General features: G+C 36.2%; 19 protein-coding genes. 14 read left to right on the top strand and 5 right to left on the bottom strand.

What is annotated here, in order from left to right; genetic code table 11:
• The 5 genes from COE25_RS05455 (at position 1) to COE25_RS05475 (ending at position 5,735) form a co-directional block, all read left to right on the top strand.
• The gene (locus COE25_RS05455; RefSeq protein WP_098931708.1) at positions 1–828 is read left to right on the top strand and encodes a sulfurtransferase; all 828 of its coding nucleotides are present in this window, start codon (positions 1–3) and stop codon (positions 826–828) included.
• Positions 829–899: 71 nt separating this feature from the next.
• On the top strand, positions 900–1,793 hold the full coding sequence (locus COE25_RS05460; protein WP_088088735.1) for a 5'-3' exonuclease: 894 nt from the start codon (positions 900–902) through the stop codon (positions 1,791–1,793).
• 145 nt (positions 1,794–1,938) lie between these two features.
• Positions 1,939–2,649: a serine/threonine-protein kinase gene (locus COE25_RS05465; protein WP_256942586.1), complete on the top strand. Its 711-nt coding sequence runs from the start codon at positions 1,939–1,941 to the stop codon at positions 2,647–2,649.
• Positions 2,650–2,722: 73 nt separating this feature from the next.
• Positions 2,723–3,307: an AarF/UbiB family protein gene (locus COE25_RS05470; RefSeq protein WP_098931710.1), complete on the top strand. Its 585-nt coding sequence runs from the start codon at positions 2,723–2,725 to the stop codon at positions 3,305–3,307.
• 94 nt (positions 3,308–3,401) lie between these two features.
• Positions 3,402–5,735, top strand: a complete 2,334-nt coding sequence (locus COE25_RS05475; protein ID WP_098931713.1) for a YheC/YheD family endospore coat-associated protein — start codon at positions 3,402–3,404, stop codon at positions 5,733–5,735.
• Between the two features lie 42 nt (positions 5,736–5,777).
• Here the strand turns inward: COE25_RS05475 and COE25_RS05480 are convergent, their stop codons facing one another.
• Complete coding sequence (locus COE25_RS05480) at positions 5,778–6,944, bottom strand: glycosyltransferase family 4 protein (RefSeq protein WP_098931716.1); 1,167 nt, start codon at positions 6,942–6,944, stop codon at positions 5,778–5,780.
• A gap of 175 nt (positions 6,945–7,119) precedes the next feature.
• Here COE25_RS05480 and COE25_RS05485 point away from each other — a divergent pair, with 175 nt between their 5' ends.
• Genes COE25_RS05485 through COE25_RS05495 form a run of 3 tightly spaced genes read left to right on the top strand, consistent with a single transcriptional unit; the run spans position 7,120 to position 10,489 of the window.
• On the top strand, positions 7,120–8,205 hold the full coding sequence (locus tag COE25_RS05485) for a YheC/YheD family protein (RefSeq protein ID WP_098931719.1): 1,086 nt from the start codon (positions 7,120–7,122) through the stop codon (positions 8,203–8,205).
• A 24-nt stretch (positions 8,206–8,229) separates the two neighbouring features.
• Positions 8,230–9,453: an ATP-grasp domain-containing protein gene (locus tag COE25_RS05490; RefSeq protein ID WP_098931721.1), complete on the top strand. Its 1,224-nt coding sequence runs from the start codon at positions 8,230–8,232 to the stop codon at positions 9,451–9,453.
• A gap of 13 nt (positions 9,454–9,466) precedes the next feature.
• Positions 9,467–10,489: a YheC/YheD family endospore coat-associated protein gene (locus tag COE25_RS05495; RefSeq protein WP_180247418.1), complete on the top strand. Its 1,023-nt coding sequence runs from the start codon at positions 9,467–9,469 to the stop codon at positions 10,487–10,489.
• Between the two features lie 48 nt (positions 10,490–10,537).
• Here the strand turns inward: COE25_RS05495 and sspL are convergent, their stop codons facing one another.
• Positions 10,538–10,675, bottom strand: a complete 138-nt coding sequence (gene sspL, locus COE25_RS05500; RefSeq protein ID WP_088088727.1) for a small, acid-soluble spore protein L — start codon at positions 10,673–10,675, stop codon at positions 10,538–10,540.
• A gap of 84 nt (positions 10,676–10,759) precedes the next feature.
• On the opposite strand from sspL, the gene COE25_RS05505 reads away from it, so the two are divergent.
• A complete protein-coding gene (locus tag COE25_RS05505) occupies positions 10,760–11,251 on the top strand; it encodes a divergent PAP2 family protein (RefSeq protein ID WP_088088726.1) in 492 nt (163 codons plus the stop codon).
• A 28-nt stretch (positions 11,252–11,279) separates the two neighbouring features.
• Positions 11,280–11,561 (top strand): DUF6123 family protein, encoded by a 282-nt coding sequence (locus tag COE25_RS05510; RefSeq protein WP_179195908.1) that lies wholly within the window; start codon positions 11,280–11,282, stop codon positions 11,559–11,561.
• Between the two features lie 34 nt (positions 11,562–11,595).
• On the opposite strand, the gene COE25_RS05515 is transcribed toward COE25_RS05510, so the two are convergent.
• Entirely contained in the window at positions 11,596–12,525 is a 930-nt protein-coding gene (locus COE25_RS05515; RefSeq protein WP_098931725.1) for a DMT family transporter, read from the bottom strand.
• Between the two features lie 6 nt (positions 12,526–12,531).
• Positions 12,532–12,939: a reverse transcriptase-like protein gene (locus COE25_RS05520; protein WP_088088724.1), complete on the bottom strand. Its 408-nt coding sequence runs from the start codon at positions 12,937–12,939 to the stop codon at positions 12,532–12,534.
• Between the two features lie 201 nt (positions 12,940–13,140).
• On the opposite strand from COE25_RS05520, the gene COE25_RS05525 reads away from it, so the two are divergent.
• Together COE25_RS05525 and COE25_RS05530 are read left to right on the top strand one after the other, a co-directional pair.
• Positions 13,141–13,797: a reverse transcriptase-like protein gene (locus COE25_RS05525; RefSeq protein WP_088088723.1), complete on the top strand. Its 657-nt coding sequence runs from the start codon at positions 13,141–13,143 to the stop codon at positions 13,795–13,797.
• A 20-nt stretch (positions 13,798–13,817) separates the two neighbouring features.
• Positions 13,818–14,003, top strand: coding sequence for a zinc-finger domain-containing protein (locus COE25_RS05530; protein WP_088088722.1), 186 nt, complete (start codon positions 13,818–13,820; stop codon positions 14,001–14,003).
• A 74-nt stretch (positions 14,004–14,077) separates the two neighbouring features.
• Here the strand turns inward: COE25_RS05530 and cspD are convergent, their stop codons facing one another.
• Positions 14,078–14,278: a cold-shock protein CspD gene (gene cspD / locus COE25_RS05535; RefSeq protein WP_026563856.1), complete on the bottom strand. Its 201-nt coding sequence runs from the start codon at positions 14,276–14,278 to the stop codon at positions 14,078–14,080.
• 274 nt (positions 14,279–14,552) lie between these two features.
• On the opposite strand from cspD, the gene COE25_RS05540 reads away from it, so the two are divergent.
• Together COE25_RS05540 and COE25_RS05545 are read left to right on the top strand one after the other, a co-directional pair.
• Positions 14,553–14,837, top strand: a complete 285-nt coding sequence (locus tag COE25_RS05540) for a hypothetical protein (RefSeq protein ID WP_088088721.1) — start codon at positions 14,553–14,555, stop codon at positions 14,835–14,837.
• 359 nt (positions 14,838–15,196) lie between these two features.
• Positions 15,197–17,365 carry a DNA topoisomerase III gene (locus tag COE25_RS05545; RefSeq protein WP_098931727.1) on the top strand — a complete coding sequence of 723 codons (2,169 nt, stop codon included), beginning with the start codon at positions 15,197–15,199 and terminating at the stop codon, positions 17,363–17,365.
• The last annotated feature ends 5 nt before the right edge of the window (positions 17,366–17,370 follow it).

The following is a 17,370-nucleotide window of genomic DNA, read 5'->3' on the forward strand; positions in this document are numbered from 1 at the left end:
GTGAAATTTGTTAAAGACAAAGAATGGTTATTGAAAAGCTTAACCGAGAGCAATGTAAGGGTTGTCGATTGCCGGTTTTCATTAGCTGAACCAGAAAAAGGGAGACAGGAATATTTAAAAGGTCATTTACCTAGCGCAGTTTTCTTTGATTTAGAAAAAGATTTATCAAATCCAGTTCAAGTCTATGGCGGACGGCATCCTTTGCCTAGACTTGAGGAATTTATCATGAAACTTGAGAAAGAGGGGATTAATGAAAACACAGTCGTTGTCGCCTATGATACCGGTGAAGGGGCGTATGCAGCCCGCTTTTGGTGGCTGCTTCAATACCTTGGTCATGAAAATGTTTATGTACTTGATGAGGGATTTAATGGATGGGCAGCAGCAAATTATCCAGTAACAAAAGATATTCCTGCATTTGAAAAGGTAAAATTCCATTACAACCTAAAGCCGGAATTACTAGCAACTACCGAAGAAGTAAAAGAAGTAGTCGAAAAACAGCTGGAAAACAAGATATTAATCGATTCAAGGGAATCAAAAAGATATCTAGGGCTAGAAGAACCGATTGATAAAAAAGCCGGGCATATCCCTGGTGCCATAAATAAGCCGTGGATGGAGGGGATTCGTGGCGGGCGATATAAACAAGCTGAGGAACAGAGACAAAGGTTTTCAGATATCGAACCTAATATGGATATTATTGTTTACTGTGGATCTGGGGTCACGGCCACACCTAATTACCTGGCATTAAAGGAGGCTGGTTTTAATAAAGTAAAGCTTTATGTTGGAAGCTTTAGTGATTGGATCTCTTATGCTGATCATAAAATAGAATAATCTTTCAGGCCAACTTATGTTATAATGGATAGCGTGTTGTTTTTAAACGACACCAAATAAGGAGGTCCAATATGACTAATCAGAAGCCTTCACTTATGCTTGTTGATGGAATGGCGTTGCTATTCCGAGCTTTTTACGCTACGGCAGTTACAGGACAATTTATGATAAATTCAAATGGAACACCGACCAATGGAATTCATGGCTTTGTTAAGCATTTATTCACGGCAGTTTCATCATTTAAACCTTCCCATCTCGCTGTTTGTTGGGATATGGGTAGTAAGACCTTTCGTACTGAATTATTCTCAGATTATAAAGGTAATCGCGGTGAAGCTCCGATAGAGCTTATCCCACAATTTGATTTAGTAAAAGAAGTGGTTGCTTCCTTTGATATCCCCAATATTGGATTAGCAGGCTATGAAGCAGATGACTGCATTGGAACAATCGCTAATCAATCAAAGGACTTTGCCCATGTGTCCATCCTAACCGGTGACCAGGATATGCTGCAACTGCTTGATGATAGTATTTCTGTTATTTTGTTGAAAAAAGGTTATGGAAATTACCTGGTTCATACACCAGATTCCTTCTTTGAAGAAAAAGGAATTACTCCTCGGCAGATGATTGATTTAAAAGCCCTCATGGGGGACCCTAGCGATAATTATCCTGGTGTAAAAGGAATAGGAGAGAAGACAGCTCTTAAGCTCTTACAGGAGTTTGAACATATTGAGGGCATAATCTCTAATTTAGATCGATTATCAAAGTCAAATAAGACTAAAATTGAGCAGGATTTAGACATGCTCCATTTGTCGAGACTGCTTGCCGAAATAAAATGCGATGTTCCAGTGAGCTGTTCATTGGATGATGCAGGACTTCGTATTGAAAAAGAAAAAGCATTGAATAAGTTAATGGAATTAGAACTTCGTGGATTGCAACGGCTCTTGCCAATAGACGAAGCGTATGTTTCCTGAAAAAATAAGGTTGTCCACTAGAGACAACCTTATTTTTTTATGGATAAACATACAGGAATTCTTGTCTTACTAATAATAAGATATAAAAAACAGGGGTCACAAAGGGGGAGCTACATTCGAAAAGTATACACTGGATCATCAAACTATAGGTAAGGGTGCGACAAGCCTTGTCTTTTTTGGTCTGAATCAACGAAATGAAAGGGTAGTAATAAAAAAGGTTGATAGCAGAAGAGAAGCAGAACAAGAGAGCGATATACTAAGAAGCTTACCGGTTCATAAACATATCATCACCTGTCTAGATTTTTTTGTGGATGAACATAAAGGGTATATTGTTTTAGAATATCACGAAGGGGGAAGGCTTGGGCATTACAAAAAAGGGATCATCCATGATCAAGAATTAGCCGTTCAAATAACAATTAACATCCTTAAAGGGTTAAAGGTGATCCACCAACATGGCATTCTCCATTGCGATATTACTCCACATAACATTTTAATTTGTAATGATGACCCCCAAACAGTAAAAATCATCGATTTCGGCTCTGCTGTCCGCACCAATGACTCTGGTGAATATATTGGAAATCATCGAGGGGCAACGAGATGGTATCGACCACCGGAACTTAAGAAACAAAATCATTTCTTTACTGCTAATATAAACTACTGCTCAGATATATATAGTGCTGCATGTGTATGCTTGTACCTGTTAACTGGTTTTGCACCGTATCGAAAAAAACAGGCGTGCAAACAGATTCCCAATCAGAAATTACAAAAGGTTCTGAGAAAAGCAACAAGAAAGTATAAACTCAAACGGTATCAATCGGCACAAGAATTTATTGATGCACTTCTACCATTTTCATAAAAAGTAGTCTCTGGATATGCTTTAACAAGAAGCACAACACAATAATAATTTCCAATAAAGGAGATAATGCAAGTTGAATGATTTTACCCAAATTGTCGTTACGCCGGGAAAACCAGTTCAGGTTCAAGCCAATCCAACCGACTATCCAATCATTGGAAAAGGATTACAAGGTGCAGTGTTTAAACTATCCGAAGACCGCTGTGTGAAAATTTATTCAAAACAAATATATTGCCTTCGAGAAAAGCAGGTACTACAACAAACCGGTGAAAAAACAGCTATTTTACCAAAGGTTTATGAAACGGGAGAAAATTATATTATTATGGAATACCTTACTGGACCTTCCTTACAAGAATTTCTTGAAAAATCCAAGACAATTTCCGAGGATTTAACAATTGAAATTATCAATTTAATAAAAGAACTCAGAAGTTTACAGTTTATGAGAATTGATTTCTCCTTGCGACACTCAATCTATGATAAGAATGGAAAGTTGAAAATCATAGATCATGTTAATTCTTTTAAAATTCAAAGGTCGTTTCCAAAACGACTTTTCAAAGACTTAAAACAATTGGGTTTATTGGTAACGTTTTTAGACCATGTAAATAATCAAGAGCCTTACCTCTATGAACAATGGAAGAAATCGTTGAAAATAAAAGACTAATATCAGCGTGTTACTCCCATATGCCTATACAGTTTCATAGAATCATGAATAGAAATATTATAAATGACCTGAAATGATTGAAGGTGACTGAGTAATGGATGAAAAGTCTATTGGAATTATTTTATCTATGCGGCAATGGAATAGGCTGGCCCAAGAGGAATTAAACAATGATGATTCCTATGTTTTACAATATGCAAAAGCGGGCGATGAGTTAAATTTTGACGTACTATTTATTAATATCGAAGGATTGCTTGTAAACGAGCGTAAGGGAAATGCAATTATGATAAAGGATGAGGAGATCGTTTTACTAGGTTTCGTTGATATTCCGTCAATAATCTATAATCCCACAAATTATCATCGTAAGAAAAACAATCGGACAATCTTTAAACTTGCACAGCAAACAGGTGTAACTCTCATAAATGAAAAGAATAATATTAAGAATAAGCATTTCCTAGAATTGATAGCAACACATCCTAAACTAAAGGATATTAATTTAATAGCGGAAAATCAAATTCCGACTTCATTTAGTTTTTACGTTTTAGGGCAAAAAGATTGTCATCATCAATGGACGACTCCGATTATTTATGCCAAGAATAATGACCAAGTGTTAACCTTTAAGGAAGCCTATCTGCTACTTACCGGTGATTACCAAATGCAAGAAGAGACACAAGAATACCTTTATGAAGTAAGCCATCGAATTTTAGAAATTATTCACTATTATTATCCAAGAATTTATGAAATTGGTCTTCAATTTGTGGGGATGGAAACTGGTGAAATTCGAATTCATTCCACTTGTCCTATCCTTACCATTGTGAAAGACATAAGTTATAGCAACAAAAAAGTAGCGGGTAGGATTCTTAGGTGGCCGATTGATCTAGCAAAAGAAATCAGGGAATTGAAAAACGATGATAAGACATTGCAAACGTATAGTGGAGAAACTGAGGCAACCGTTCATGTAAGCAGTGGAGAATTACACGACAATAATATTACGCCGTTTATCAGGAAATCAAGTCAGCTTTTTGAGAATGTTTGGGTGAAATTTAAAGTTTTTCAAGACCATGAAATGAAAATGAAATTATCTAACCGAATTACAGAAAGCTGGAGGGAACAACCTGAATTTGTAAAATTTGGGGTAAATGAGCAGCCATGTCACTTTGTAAATTATGAAGACGCAATTCCTCTAAGACATAATTCCTTTCAAAATCCCATAGAGCTTTTTGTTTCCGACACGCTAGTAGAATCCATGCATCTTCCTGTTGACCTAGTTTATCAAATCCAATTTTCAGAGAGAAAGGCAATTATCGGTCCAACAATTGGCTTACTATTGGGTGAAAAAAATCACGTTTATCATTTGGATTATATGGAGAAATTCAATGACCGTTTTGGTGAATTTCATCGCTATGGCGGAGTAACGATCGCCTTTTCAGCAAGGTCAGTCGATTGGGAAAAGAGAATTGCATATGGGATGATCTATGACCCAGTAAAAAAACATTGGCGCTATGATTCTACTCCGATTCCCTCTACCATATACCGTAGAAATTTCCATCAAAAGAAAGATAATATTAGACAACTAGTGGATATAACCAATAATAATTTATTTAACTCCTACCACTTTAAAAAATCGGATCTATATTTATTAAAAAATACCCCAGAAATTAAACATCACTTACCTGCAACTTTCCTTTTAAATAACATGGAAGAATTAATTGACTTTTTAATAGAAAATAAGAAAATTATTTTAAAGCCTGTTAGCTTATCAAGAGGACGCGGAATTTTCATACTAGAATTAAATGACGAAACAGAAGGTTTTAGTTTATACGATTATCGGAATATGACAAAGGTACAACACAGATTGAAGGATAAAGAAGGTTTACAAGTATTATTAAAGGAGTTTGGAATTTTTAAACAGGAGTATATATTTCAAACCTACATTCCGCTTTTAAAGGTAAATAATCGAGCCCTTGATGTCAGGGTTGTGATGCAGAAATATAACAAAGGGAAGTGGCAATGCACTGGAATTGAATGCAGGGTTGCTCGAGAAGATGAGGATCTAACTAATATTGCTCGGGGTGGAGAAGCGATGACGTTAGAAACAGTTATCAAGAAGACTTCCCAGGGCCTCAGCTATTCGCTTGTTTATCGGAATATAGTAAACCTTTGTCAAAGATTTTGCCTCATCATGGATCAAAGAAATGAACATTTCTCCGAATTTGGTATAGATATTGCCTTAGATGAAGTTGGCTTCCCGTGGATTCTTGAAGCAAATATATATCCTAGCTTCAAAGGCTTTAAGAAATTGGATTATGATAAGTATTTAAAAATTCGTAATCAACCAATGTTTTATGCAGTTCAAATTCAAGGGTTTCAAATTCTTGATGAAGATGCATTTGGAAATACTCTTCACTTCCAAGAAAGAGCATATTTATAGTCCTTCACGTCCCTTTTGATTCATCCAAAAAGGGACGTTCTATTATTTTTCAGATACAATTTGGTTATACAATTGGAGGATACGGTTAGCACTATTTTCCCATGTGAAATTTTCCTTCACTCGATCTATACTGTTAAGACCTAACCTTTTAATTCTTTTGGGGTTGTTTAAGAGCTGAATAACACAATTGGATAGTTCCACTTCAATGTTTTGTGTATTGATCAAATACCCCGTCCTGCCATGTTCAATAACCTCTGGCATTCCCCCGATATTCGTTGCGATTACGGGGACACCACATGCCATTGCCTCCACATTCACTAATCCAAATGCTTCAGGTCCAATTGAGGGTACTAATACAATCTCTGCAGCCTCAAACCAAACGTGGATTTCCGCATGTGGAATAAACGACATAAACTTGACATGCTCTGGGAAATCCTTTGCTAACCCATACAATTTATCAACATAGCTCGTTCTTCTATCTGAACCATAAAATGCGCTTCCAGCAATAATTAATATGGTGTCAGGCACCGCTTGAATAATAGAAGGCATGGCTTGAAGTATTTTATGAATGCCCTTTATTTTTCTTAAACGCCCGACAAATAAGATGATTTTCCTACCTTCGAGGTTCAATTGTTTAATAAAATTCTCTATTTTACTTTTTTGATCAATGGACCATTTCGATTGAAATTGTCTTATATCCACACCTAAATAATTTACAATGACTTTATTTGCCTCACAACTGGTTTGAACAATTAAATAGTTTTTAAGAAAATGGCTGTTAACAATGATCTTATCAGCTTGATGAAGACAACTAATTAACTTTTCCTTTTCAATATGTGGACTTGAAATAAACATCGTCGAGTGCAGTGACAACCAAATTGGAACTTTTTGAAACTTTTTCCGAATGATAGGAATATATTTAGGGCGATTTTCAATTTGGATGATATCAGGATTGAGTTTAGATAACTTAGTAATAACCTTTGTGAGATACCTTGTCCAATTTTGATAAGGAAACCGGATAAAAGAAATATTTCCTTGTTTTTCAGTAGAGGCCATTCCTTTAGCCTTTTTTCCAAATATCATAAAATCAACATCGTTTTGAAGAATGTTTGTTTGCATTTCTACAACTGTTTCTACTGAACTTGAACGGGAGCATGGTATTGGGAAGGAGCCAGGGGTAATAAAGGCTACCTTTGGTTTAGATCTCATGAAGCAAAACACCTCTTAGATTAATGTAAGTTAGTGTATTCACGTATTTAATGAATGTTTCAAAATAATTTGGGTTTTTATCTCTCCAAATACCTAACTTTTGCATTTAATAGTAAGAAAGCAGTTTATTTATGTTAACTGAACCTAAACCTTATAAATAAGGCGGGGAAATAGCTTGGAACAGCAATATATTGGAATTATAATCAGCTCGCAATTATATAGAGAACTTGACCGCGGAAAACAACCAGAAATCCTGGCTTTCTATGAGGAAGGGGGGAATATAAATAATTTAATTCCTGTGTATCTTCGTTTGGAGGAGTTACTGCCTGGCGAACCAGAGATAACGGGTTATGTGATGAATAGTAACGGTGTGTATCTGAAGAACACTATTCCTAAACCATTGGTGATTCATAATAGAGGGTATCATTGTTCGAAGGATGCAAAGAAACAGATTAAAATGTTACTAGCTGAAGGCTTAATCATTTTTAATGAATGGAATCAATATGGGAAATACAAAACTCATAAGTTATTAATGGAATGTGTAGATATTAGACCACATCTCCCAGAAACCGTTCGCTTCAATCTTGGTAATATGGTCGAAATGATGGGAAAACATAGCGAGTTAATCATAAAACCAAGCAATGGTACATTTGGAAAACGTAACATTAGAGCTACACGCCTTAACGATACAGAGTGCTTGTTAATCTATCCCCAAAATGACTTGTGGCTGGAAGAAATGCTCCCTGCGGAACAATTACCATTGAAAATAAAATCTTTGGTAACAAGCGGGATGTATATTATCCAAGAGAGAATTCAACTTGCAGAATATAATAATAATCCATTTGACGTTCGGGTAACCGTCCAACGAAATGGGTTTGGAGAATGGCAAGTGACAGGGATGGTGGGGAAAGTAGCAAAAACAGGCCACTTCGTTACAAATGTTGCTAGTGGTGGTGCTAGCGTTGTTTTTGAAGATATTCTTAGAAACCTCCCACACCTTAATGAAAGACAGGTAGTCGCCGACGTTGAACGTTTATCCTTAAGGGTTGCCAAACATTTGGGTGATCAAACTCCTAACTTTGCAGATATTGGACTTGATGTCGGAATTACAATGGATGGTTTTCCAATGTTTATTGAATGTAATGCCCGAGATCTAAGGTTAGCATTTCGTAATGCTTTAATGTTCGAAACATGGCGGGAAACCTACATCACCCCAATATGCTATGGGAAATATTTGTTGACTAAAAGAAATGGCCAATAAAAAACAAAGAGGAAGTAGGTTGGTATGCAAACAATTGTCTTTATTGGAAGTAACAAATCAGGAACGAGCCGAGAAGCTCTGAGTATTTCAACAACTATGGGTTATTATACTGTTTTGTTAACGAACAGAAGAGAATTTATAAAGCAAGAGAAAGAATTCCCTGAAGTTCATCAGATGGTATATGTCGAAAATTTAATGGATAAGGAGATGATTTTTTCAATAATTAATAACCTTGAAGAAGATAGAAAACAAATCTGTGCTGTTATTAGTTTCATTGATCCATTTGTCTCTTTTGCGGCGCGAATCTCGAAAAAATTAGGACTTTTTCAAATGTCCACGGATGCTTTGGAAATCATAGAAGAGAAAACTCGGTTTCGTGAGCACCTTAAAACGCTGCCTGTTTCACCAAAGTTTACTATTTTTCAAAGAGAAAAGTCTATTCAACAATTTGTCGAGGAAAATCAACGTCAGTTACCACTTATATTAAAGTCCCCCATATCTAATGGGTCAAAGGATGTATTACTGGTTGAAACCTACTCTGAGTTAAAAGAAGGATTGGACTACTTAAATAAAAAATTCCCTTCTATTCCGGTATTAATTGAAGAATACTTGATTGGAACGCAATACCTAATCGAAGTTATCGTTAAGGAGGGGCAGATATCTATTGTGGCGGTAATTGAACAAGAGGTCTTAAATGGTGATCGCTTTATTATTACTGGGTATTGTTATCCGGCCGTAGTAGAAAATGAGACTTTAGAGGAATTACAAATTGCCGTTGAAAGTATTATTCAAGCACTTGAATTAGAAAATGGTACTTGTCATTTAGAAATGAGGCTTATTGAAGGGAAGTGGAAGTTAATAGAAATAAATCCAAGAATGTCTGGAGGTGCAATGAATAGAATTATTCAAGAGGGTACAGGAATCAATTTAATTAAAGAAACACTTAAACTATACTTAGGGCAAGACCCTTATCTAGAAGCAACGAAAAGGACACATGTCTATGCAAAATTTCTCACTGTTAGTTCACGGGGCCGACTCATAAAAGTGACCGGAAAAACTAAAGCCTTAAATTATGATGGTGTAAAGGAAGTTTATGTGAAACCAAGAAAAGGGGCGATCTTAACAAAGCCGTATTCACTCGGTGATCGCTATGCCTATGTGATTGCCAGCGCTGATACACCTGAACAGGCCAAGGAGATTGCATTAATAGCTTCGAAGGAAATCAAGTTTTACTTAGAGCCATTTTAAGGATGTGATGATTTTGAAGTCGATTGGGATGCTTCACTATCGAAAAAATCCGCGAGAAGTTAAAAAAGCATATCCCTTTGCTGCTGTCGCAAAAATGGAAGGAATTCCCTTTTTTTATTTTTCGTACAACAATGTTGATTTTAATCATTTGAAAATTAATGGCTGGGTGTATCAACATGGTGAATGGACACAAAAAGTTATCGACTTTCCAACAGTCATCATTAACAGCTGCAACCCTAAATCTAAAAGAGAATCCGCCATTTTGAAAAAATTAAAGGAATATGCTATTTTTACAAGTTATCCTGTTGGAAATAAGTTCAAAGTGTACAAAAAAATCTTTAATGCGAAAGAATTCTCCAGTTATTTGATTCCTTCCACAAAATTAAATCATCCACAAAAATTTATCTCTTTTTGCCAGGAACATTCTCGAGTTGTAATCAAACCATTAACCGGTAATCAAGGTAAAAAAATATTATTTATCGAAAAACTTAATGAAAAGCAACTGTTCAAATTAACCGACGGTCAGAAAGTTAGCGTACTTAATCAAAAGGAAATGGAGGTTCTAATTGAAGGGCTGGTCCTTGAGAAAAAATATTTGCTTCAGCCTTTTATTGAATGTAAAACAAAAGCCGGATTAACCTATGATTTTCGCTTGCATGTTCAAAAAAATGGACGCGGTTTTTGGGAAATTACCTTAATTTATCCCAGGATCAGCGGTAACGCCCAATTGATTAGCAATATTAGCAGCGGAGGGTACCGCGGTGACTTAGAAACTTTTCTTTTAGATGAATTTGAGGAAGAGTCAGATCGAATAAAAACAGTTCTAGAGCAATTTGCATTAACATTTTCTGCTCATTTCGACACATTATACGAACATTCCTTTGATGAACTGGGTATTGATGTTGGAATGGATCAACTGCAAAGGCTATGGTTATTTGAAGTCAATTGGAGGCCAGGTTGTAAGCATAGGGAATTTGAAGTGGCCAGGCGGCTTATTCCATATTGCACCTATCTTGCGAATAGGCAAAAGCTTTAAATAGAACTAGCTGTCTCGACAAGGGACAGCCAGTTTTTATGTTTGCGTCTATTTAGTGTTTTTTTTCTTTGCTGCATTTTCTAGTTTACTTTTTGGTTCTTCAGCGAACTCCGCATCTTGACCATATCCTTGAGGATTAACCCCTGGAGCTTTGACACCTCGATTAGTTTGACCATTTTTACCCATCTATGTTCACCTCCCACTTTTTTAGTATTTCCATGTGGAATAATAAAACACGGGCTTTCGAACAATATTAGCAGGGGTGATATGATGAACAAGGGTGTTTATTTAGCACTTTTCAGCATGGGACTAGCACAAGGGATGAAAATTCCTATTCATTATTATAAAAAGAAAGAATGGCGTCCAGAGCTGTTTTTTGGTACCGGTGGGATGCCTAGCTCACATTCAGCTGGGGTTTCTACATTAACAACATACATTGCAATGCAGCGTGGACTGCCAACCTTTGATTTTGCCCTTTCACTGATTTACGGATTAATTGTCATGTATGATGCGCAAGGGGTAAGAAGGCAAACTGGGGAGCTTACCTTAAAGGTAAATTCAATGAATGAATTAATTGAAAAAATTCATAAAGAGGAAAGTGTTGAATTTAAACAGGACTCTCCAAAAAAGCTAAAAGAAATGTTAGGCCATGAGCCTGAAGAAGTTGTAGGAGGGGCAATTCTAGGTGTTTTGGTGGGAGTCATAGGTCACCTATGTACAAAAAAGAATAGAAAATTATCAAAATTTAAGTTAAGATTCTAAGGGATGTTCACATTTTGTTGGGAGAGGGATGGCAAAGTTATTGGGAACAGTCGAAGATTATTTGCACCACTTGGAAGGAAAAGGATTTCAATTCCAAGAGGATGCAATTGGCTTTATATTTTTTGGGAAACACTACACAAATGCTTCTGATGAAATGAGTATTACAGCCATTGAACTGACATTAAAAGCGCAAAAAAGTTTTGATGGCAGTTTTTATGTATCGTTACTGGAAACATTAATTTCGAACAGGATCAACTCAAGGAAAGAGGCCATTAGATTCGTTAAAGAAAAGGAACTGTTAGCGATATAATTAGATTAACTCCCTTCACTAAAAGGGAGTTTTTTTATGAGACCTTATCCTCTAGGGATTTTGTTTTTCTTAGTAAAGGGATTTTGTTTGTTGGCATTTCAGCAAAAATCATTCCTGCAAAAATGAGGCAGCACCCAACTAAGGCACTATAGGAAAGTCGTTCATTTGCCCAATAAAAACCTGTAATCGCGGCAAATACCGGCTCCATTGCAAAAATTAACGCAACTCGAGTTGCAGAGGTGTATTTTTGAAAATTTGTTTGAATCATAAATGCCAGCGCTGTTGCAAATATGCTTGTAATGACAAGGGCAGCCAGAACATCTTGCTTGAGTAATATATGTGGATTAAATGACTTTTTCCAATCTTCAAATAGGAAAGAGGATAAAATCGATAATATCGCGACTGTTGAAATTTGAATGACTGTTAACAGCAAGGTTGGATATTTATTACTGAACTTACCTGTATAGATGATCTGAAGCGCGAAACTGATGGCGCAAATGAAAACGAAACCATCACCTCTATTTAATGAAGTAACATCAGTCACCGTCAATAGGAATAAGCCAATGGTCGCAGTTAACACGCCCAAGACAGCATTCCTGTTCGGAAACTGCTTTAATAACATCATTGAAAATATTGGAACAAGGACAACATTTAACCCTGTAATAAAGCCGGCTTTGGAAGAGGTTGTATATAACAGGCCGATTGTTTGGGTAGCATAACCAAGGAAAAGCCAAAATCCGATAAATACACCTGATAAAAGCAGCTTTAAATTCAATTGTTTTAACTGTTTTTTTTCAAATATCACAAGGCAGAAAATCAATAAAATCGCTGCCGCCAGAAAGCGAATGCTATTAAAGGAAAACGGTTCAAGAAAATCAATTGCATTTTGGACTAACACAAAAGTGCTACCCCAGATGATCGTTACAAGGAGCAAACTTAAATCGGCAAAAATAGGTTTTTTCATGATGTATCATTGCTCCTCGGGAATATTTTTTCTTATTGCCTGCCTTGCTAGTTCATCCGCCGCCTTATTTTCAGCACTTGGGATCCATTTCATAAAAAATAATTGAAACTTCTTTGATAAGTGTAATGCCTGTTCAAATAATGGTAAGTATAGTTTGTTTTTTACAAATTCTTTTTCTATTGCATTGTTAACTAATTGAGAGTCGGTCCGAAAAGACACAACGGAATTTTCAAATCCCTTTTCTAAACATATTTCCAAAGCCTTAATAAATGCATGATATTCTGCTTCATGATTCGTCATTTTTCCTAATGGAATTGAATATTTTTCTGTAATGCCGTTTCCTTTAATAAATATCCCGGCACCACTTGGTCCAGGGTTTCCGGCACTAGCCCCGTCAATATAAACCTCAATCAATTCTGTTTCCTCCATAAACGTAATAGTGAAAGTTTATCATATTTCTTTTAAGTCAGAAAATATTTATTCTTATAACTACTATGAAGAAGTGGGTATGATAAGAATATATATCAGAATAGGTTAGAATGATGTGGTCGATATAGTGGCATGGAATATGTTATTTAAAAAGCCCTTGAATTCTTTTTAGAAAGGTTGAGGACATTGAACTATAGGTTAGAGTGGATGTATAAAATAAAAAGTAATGAAAAGGTACAATTTTCCTCTGAAATGGTATCAGGTGAAACGGCTATACAAATTGGTGAAGAGCTTGAAATGACTGGGAAAGTATCTGATTTGTTTTTTTATGATGAAAAGGGAACATCATGGATCTTAAAGGAAATGAAAAAGTTGATGACCGAAATTGAAGATGATCCTCATGAAATAACTGTTTACTTTGATGGAGGGTTTCAAAAGGAAACAAATCAAGCAGGTCTTGGGGCTGTAATCTTTTTTAAGCAGGGAAAGAAGAAATACCGTATCCGAGCCAATGAACGGATTGATGAATTGGAAACAAATAATGAAGCAGAGTATGCTGCTTTTTATTATGCACTAAATATTTTAGAGGATTTAGGAGTTCATCATTTATCTTGTGAATTTAAAGGTGACTCCCAAGTGGTTTTAAAACAGCTGGAAGGGGATTGGCCTTGTTATGAAGATACGCTTAATAGCTGGCTTGACAGAATTGAGGAAAAAATTAAAACGCTTGGTTTAGTCCCTAAATATACGTCCATTGCTAGAAAAGATAACAAAGAAGCAGATAAATTGGCGACACAAGCATTAGAGGGAAAAGAAATTTTTGCAAAAACATTGATTCTTTAGGAAATGGGTGTGAAACTCTTGTGAAGGACTTAAACAAAAGGCAATTATTGGTTCATGTAGAATCCTTAATGATTCAATACTGTGAAGGCTGCTTTTTACACCAGCATTTGAAAAAAGAAGGTGGGCGGAGAGCAGCACATCGGTTTTGCATTTCAAAGTGTACAGTGGGAGAACAACTTCAGGAGTATGGGAAGAAACTGAGTTGAAAATTCACCTAAGTCCTGTTAGCGCCTATAAAAAAGGCTGACGAAAACGTCAGCCCTTGATTGATTATTTTAGATTATAGTTTTACAACGTTAGCTGCTTGTGGTCCACGGTTTCCTTCAACGATTTCAAAAGAAACTTCTTGGCCTTCTTCTAAAGATTTGAAGCCTTCGCCAGTGATAGCGCTGAAGTGTACGAATACATCGTCGCCGCCTTCTACTTCAATAAAACCAAAACCTTTTTCATTGTTAAACCATTTTACTTTACCGTTTTGCATTTACTTCTTCCTCCTAAGCCTTTCAAGCCACCCTTATTGGTGCCAAAGATAAATATTATCATGCAGCCACTTGCTATGCATATATAGTTACATGATGCTTTAAATATACAATAATGAGAATTTACAGTCAAGGAATGACTTGTCTCTTACATTGGAATTATGGTAGTTTCTATGAAAATATTTAAGTGTCTGATTTTGTCCGTACCCCTAACATGAAAATTACCTCTGCAACATATCTTAAATTAATCAATTTATTTACAGAGGCGGGGATAGGATGTACCGATTTTCCATTGAAGGTGATGAATGGATATTAAGATTTTCACCCCAAGTTTATATTGATTCTGATGAAAAGCAGACCATTTTATTTGCACTGCTCCATATGGGATTAGACCTAGATAATTATTCACATGGAAATGCCTTTATCATTTTTACAAAGAAAATTGGTGCAATTGTGTTCAATGTGGAGAGAATTCCATCCTTAATTTTAACAGTTTCGAATATTATCCCCGAGGGTAATTGGTATAGTCAGGATCTTCCTTCAATAAAGCCGTTGAGTTAACAATAGCAAGCATTATGGGTGATCATTTGATCACTCTTTTTTATTATTTAGTCTATTTGTCAAATAACAGACAAAATACTAAGGTGATTTCGTGACGTAGTCTGCTATTTTAATAGTAAGAACATGGAGAGTAATTCTAAAAATAATTATTATCATTATTACCACTGTACTTAGAAATTGAATGAATCTACAATTACTGAAAAGTGAAGAATGATACAGTCAATTATATTGTCTCGATCGACCACTATCATAAAATTGTAGAGGAATTAGTGGATATGGTGATTATTTAGTCTTTACGTACACAGGATTTAATGGGTAAAATGGATTTCGGGATGCTTTGTAAAAAGGGAGCAATCATAATGAAATTAATTATTGCCGAAAAGCCGGATCAAGGGTCAACCTTAGCATCAATCTTTAAACATAAAAAACAAAATGGTTTTATCGAAATTTATCCAAATGATATTTTTCCTAAGGGAGCCTATGTGACTTGGGCAATTGGTCATGTATGCCAATTAGTCTCGCCCGAAAAATATCAGCAAGGCTGGAAAAAATGGTCGTTAGATAATTTACCAATTATCCCTGAACAGTTTGAATACGAAGTAACGAAAGATAAGGCAAAACAATTTGCAGTCATCAAAAAGTTAGTGTCTGATTCTAATGTGACTGAAATTATTCATGCAGGTGATGCGGGGCGCGAAGGTGAACTGATTATCCGCAATATCCTCAGGTTAACAAAATGTCACAAACCCATGAAAAGGTTGTGGATCTCGTCGTTAACAGCTAATAGCATTAGAGAGGGTTTTAAAAAGCTGTTGGACGAGCAAGAAACACGGAGTTTATTTTTTGAAGCCTACACAAGGGCTTGTGCTGACTGGGTGGTTGGTATGAATGCTTCACGTTTGTATAGCTTACTTTTACAAAAACAAGGATTTTCTGATGTCTTTTCAGTTGGTAGAGTACAAACACCAACCTTAGCACTTATTGTTAAAAGAGAAATAGAAATAGAGAACTTTAAGTCGGAACCCTTTTGGGAGGTTCTCGCACATTTTTTAATGAATGGAAAAAAATATACTGGAAAATGGCAGAACGATGGGGAAACCCGAGTGAATACAAAAGAGTTAGCCGAAAAAGTTGCTGCTTTTTGCAAGGATAAACCTGCCGAAGTCAGCGAGGTTCTATCAGAAAGGAAAGAGTTCCTTCCTCCACTCTTGTATAATCTTTCCGCCCTCCAAGCCGAGGCAAATAAACGCTTTAAATTCTCACCGAAGAAAACTCTCGATGTTATGCAAAAGCTCTATCAAAAGGGAAATGTCTCGTACCCTCGTTCAGATTCACGGTACGTTACAAAAGAAGAAGCGAATACTTTCCCGGAAGTCTTAAACAAATTAAGTCATATTAAAGATTACGAAAGTTTCTTCCCGTTACCATTTGCTTCGATTTCAGAAAACAAACGCTATGTGAATGAAAAGAAGGTCACAGACCACTATGCGATTATTCCGACGGAACAAATCCCAAATGTGGAGCGGCTCACCCCAGATGAGAAAAAAATCTACGATTTAGTTGTAACAAGTTTGATCGCCGCACACTACAATAAGGCCATAGCTGAATATACTACTGTGACAACATTGGTGGATGGAAGGGCAACGTTTATCTCGAAAGGGAAGGTTCAAATTGAAGAAGGCTGGCGTAAAGTACTGAATCCAAAAGATAACGAAGATGAACCTGCACTACCAATGCTAGCAGAAGGTGAGCAGGGTTGGTCGGATAAAGTGGAAGTTAAAGAAAGCAAAACTCAGCCTCCAAAACGCTATACTGAAGGTCAATTGATTACGTTAATGAAAACGGCCGGTAAGCATATAGATGATAAAGAACTCGAAAAAATTCTGACAAAGACCGAGGGCCTTGGAACAGAAGCAACCAGAGCAGGCATCATTACAATGCTAAAGGACCGTCTATATATTGAGGTTACTAAGAATTTAGTTTATGCTACAGCGAAAGCCAAAATCCTCATTGAGGCCATTGGGAAAGAAATTTTAGCTTCACCTGAAATGACCGCAAAGTGGGAGCAGAAACTAAAGGAAATATCTGAGGGGTCTGCTGCACCAAAGCAATTTATGGAGCAAACAAAGAAGATGGTCATTCATTTAATTTCGTCAAGTATTGGTCAAGCTACTAACTGGTCTTTCTCGGAGGAGATTCGCGAAAATTTTGCACCTGGGAAGCAAAAAGGGAGGAAGCAGACTTTTACCAAGCTGGGTCCTTGTAAAAAATGTGATGGTTCAGTCGTAGATAAAGGCAGCTTTTACGGTTGTTCAAATTACCAAAAAAATCAATGCGATTTCACTATTTCAAAGAAAATATTAGGTAAGAATATTACCCAGAAGAACCTAAAGCTGCTTTTATCAGAAGGAAAAACCGAGCTGATTGAAGGTTTTACCAATAAAGAAAAAACCTTTAATGCCAGGCTTTTTATAGACCAAACTGAAAAAAAGGTAAAATTTTTATTCGAAGAAACGGCAGCAAAATAAAGAAA

The organism is Bacillus sp. AFS031507 (assembly GCF_002584635.1).
Classification (GTDB): domain Bacteria; phylum Bacillota; class Bacilli; order Bacillales; family Cytobacillaceae; genus Neobacillus.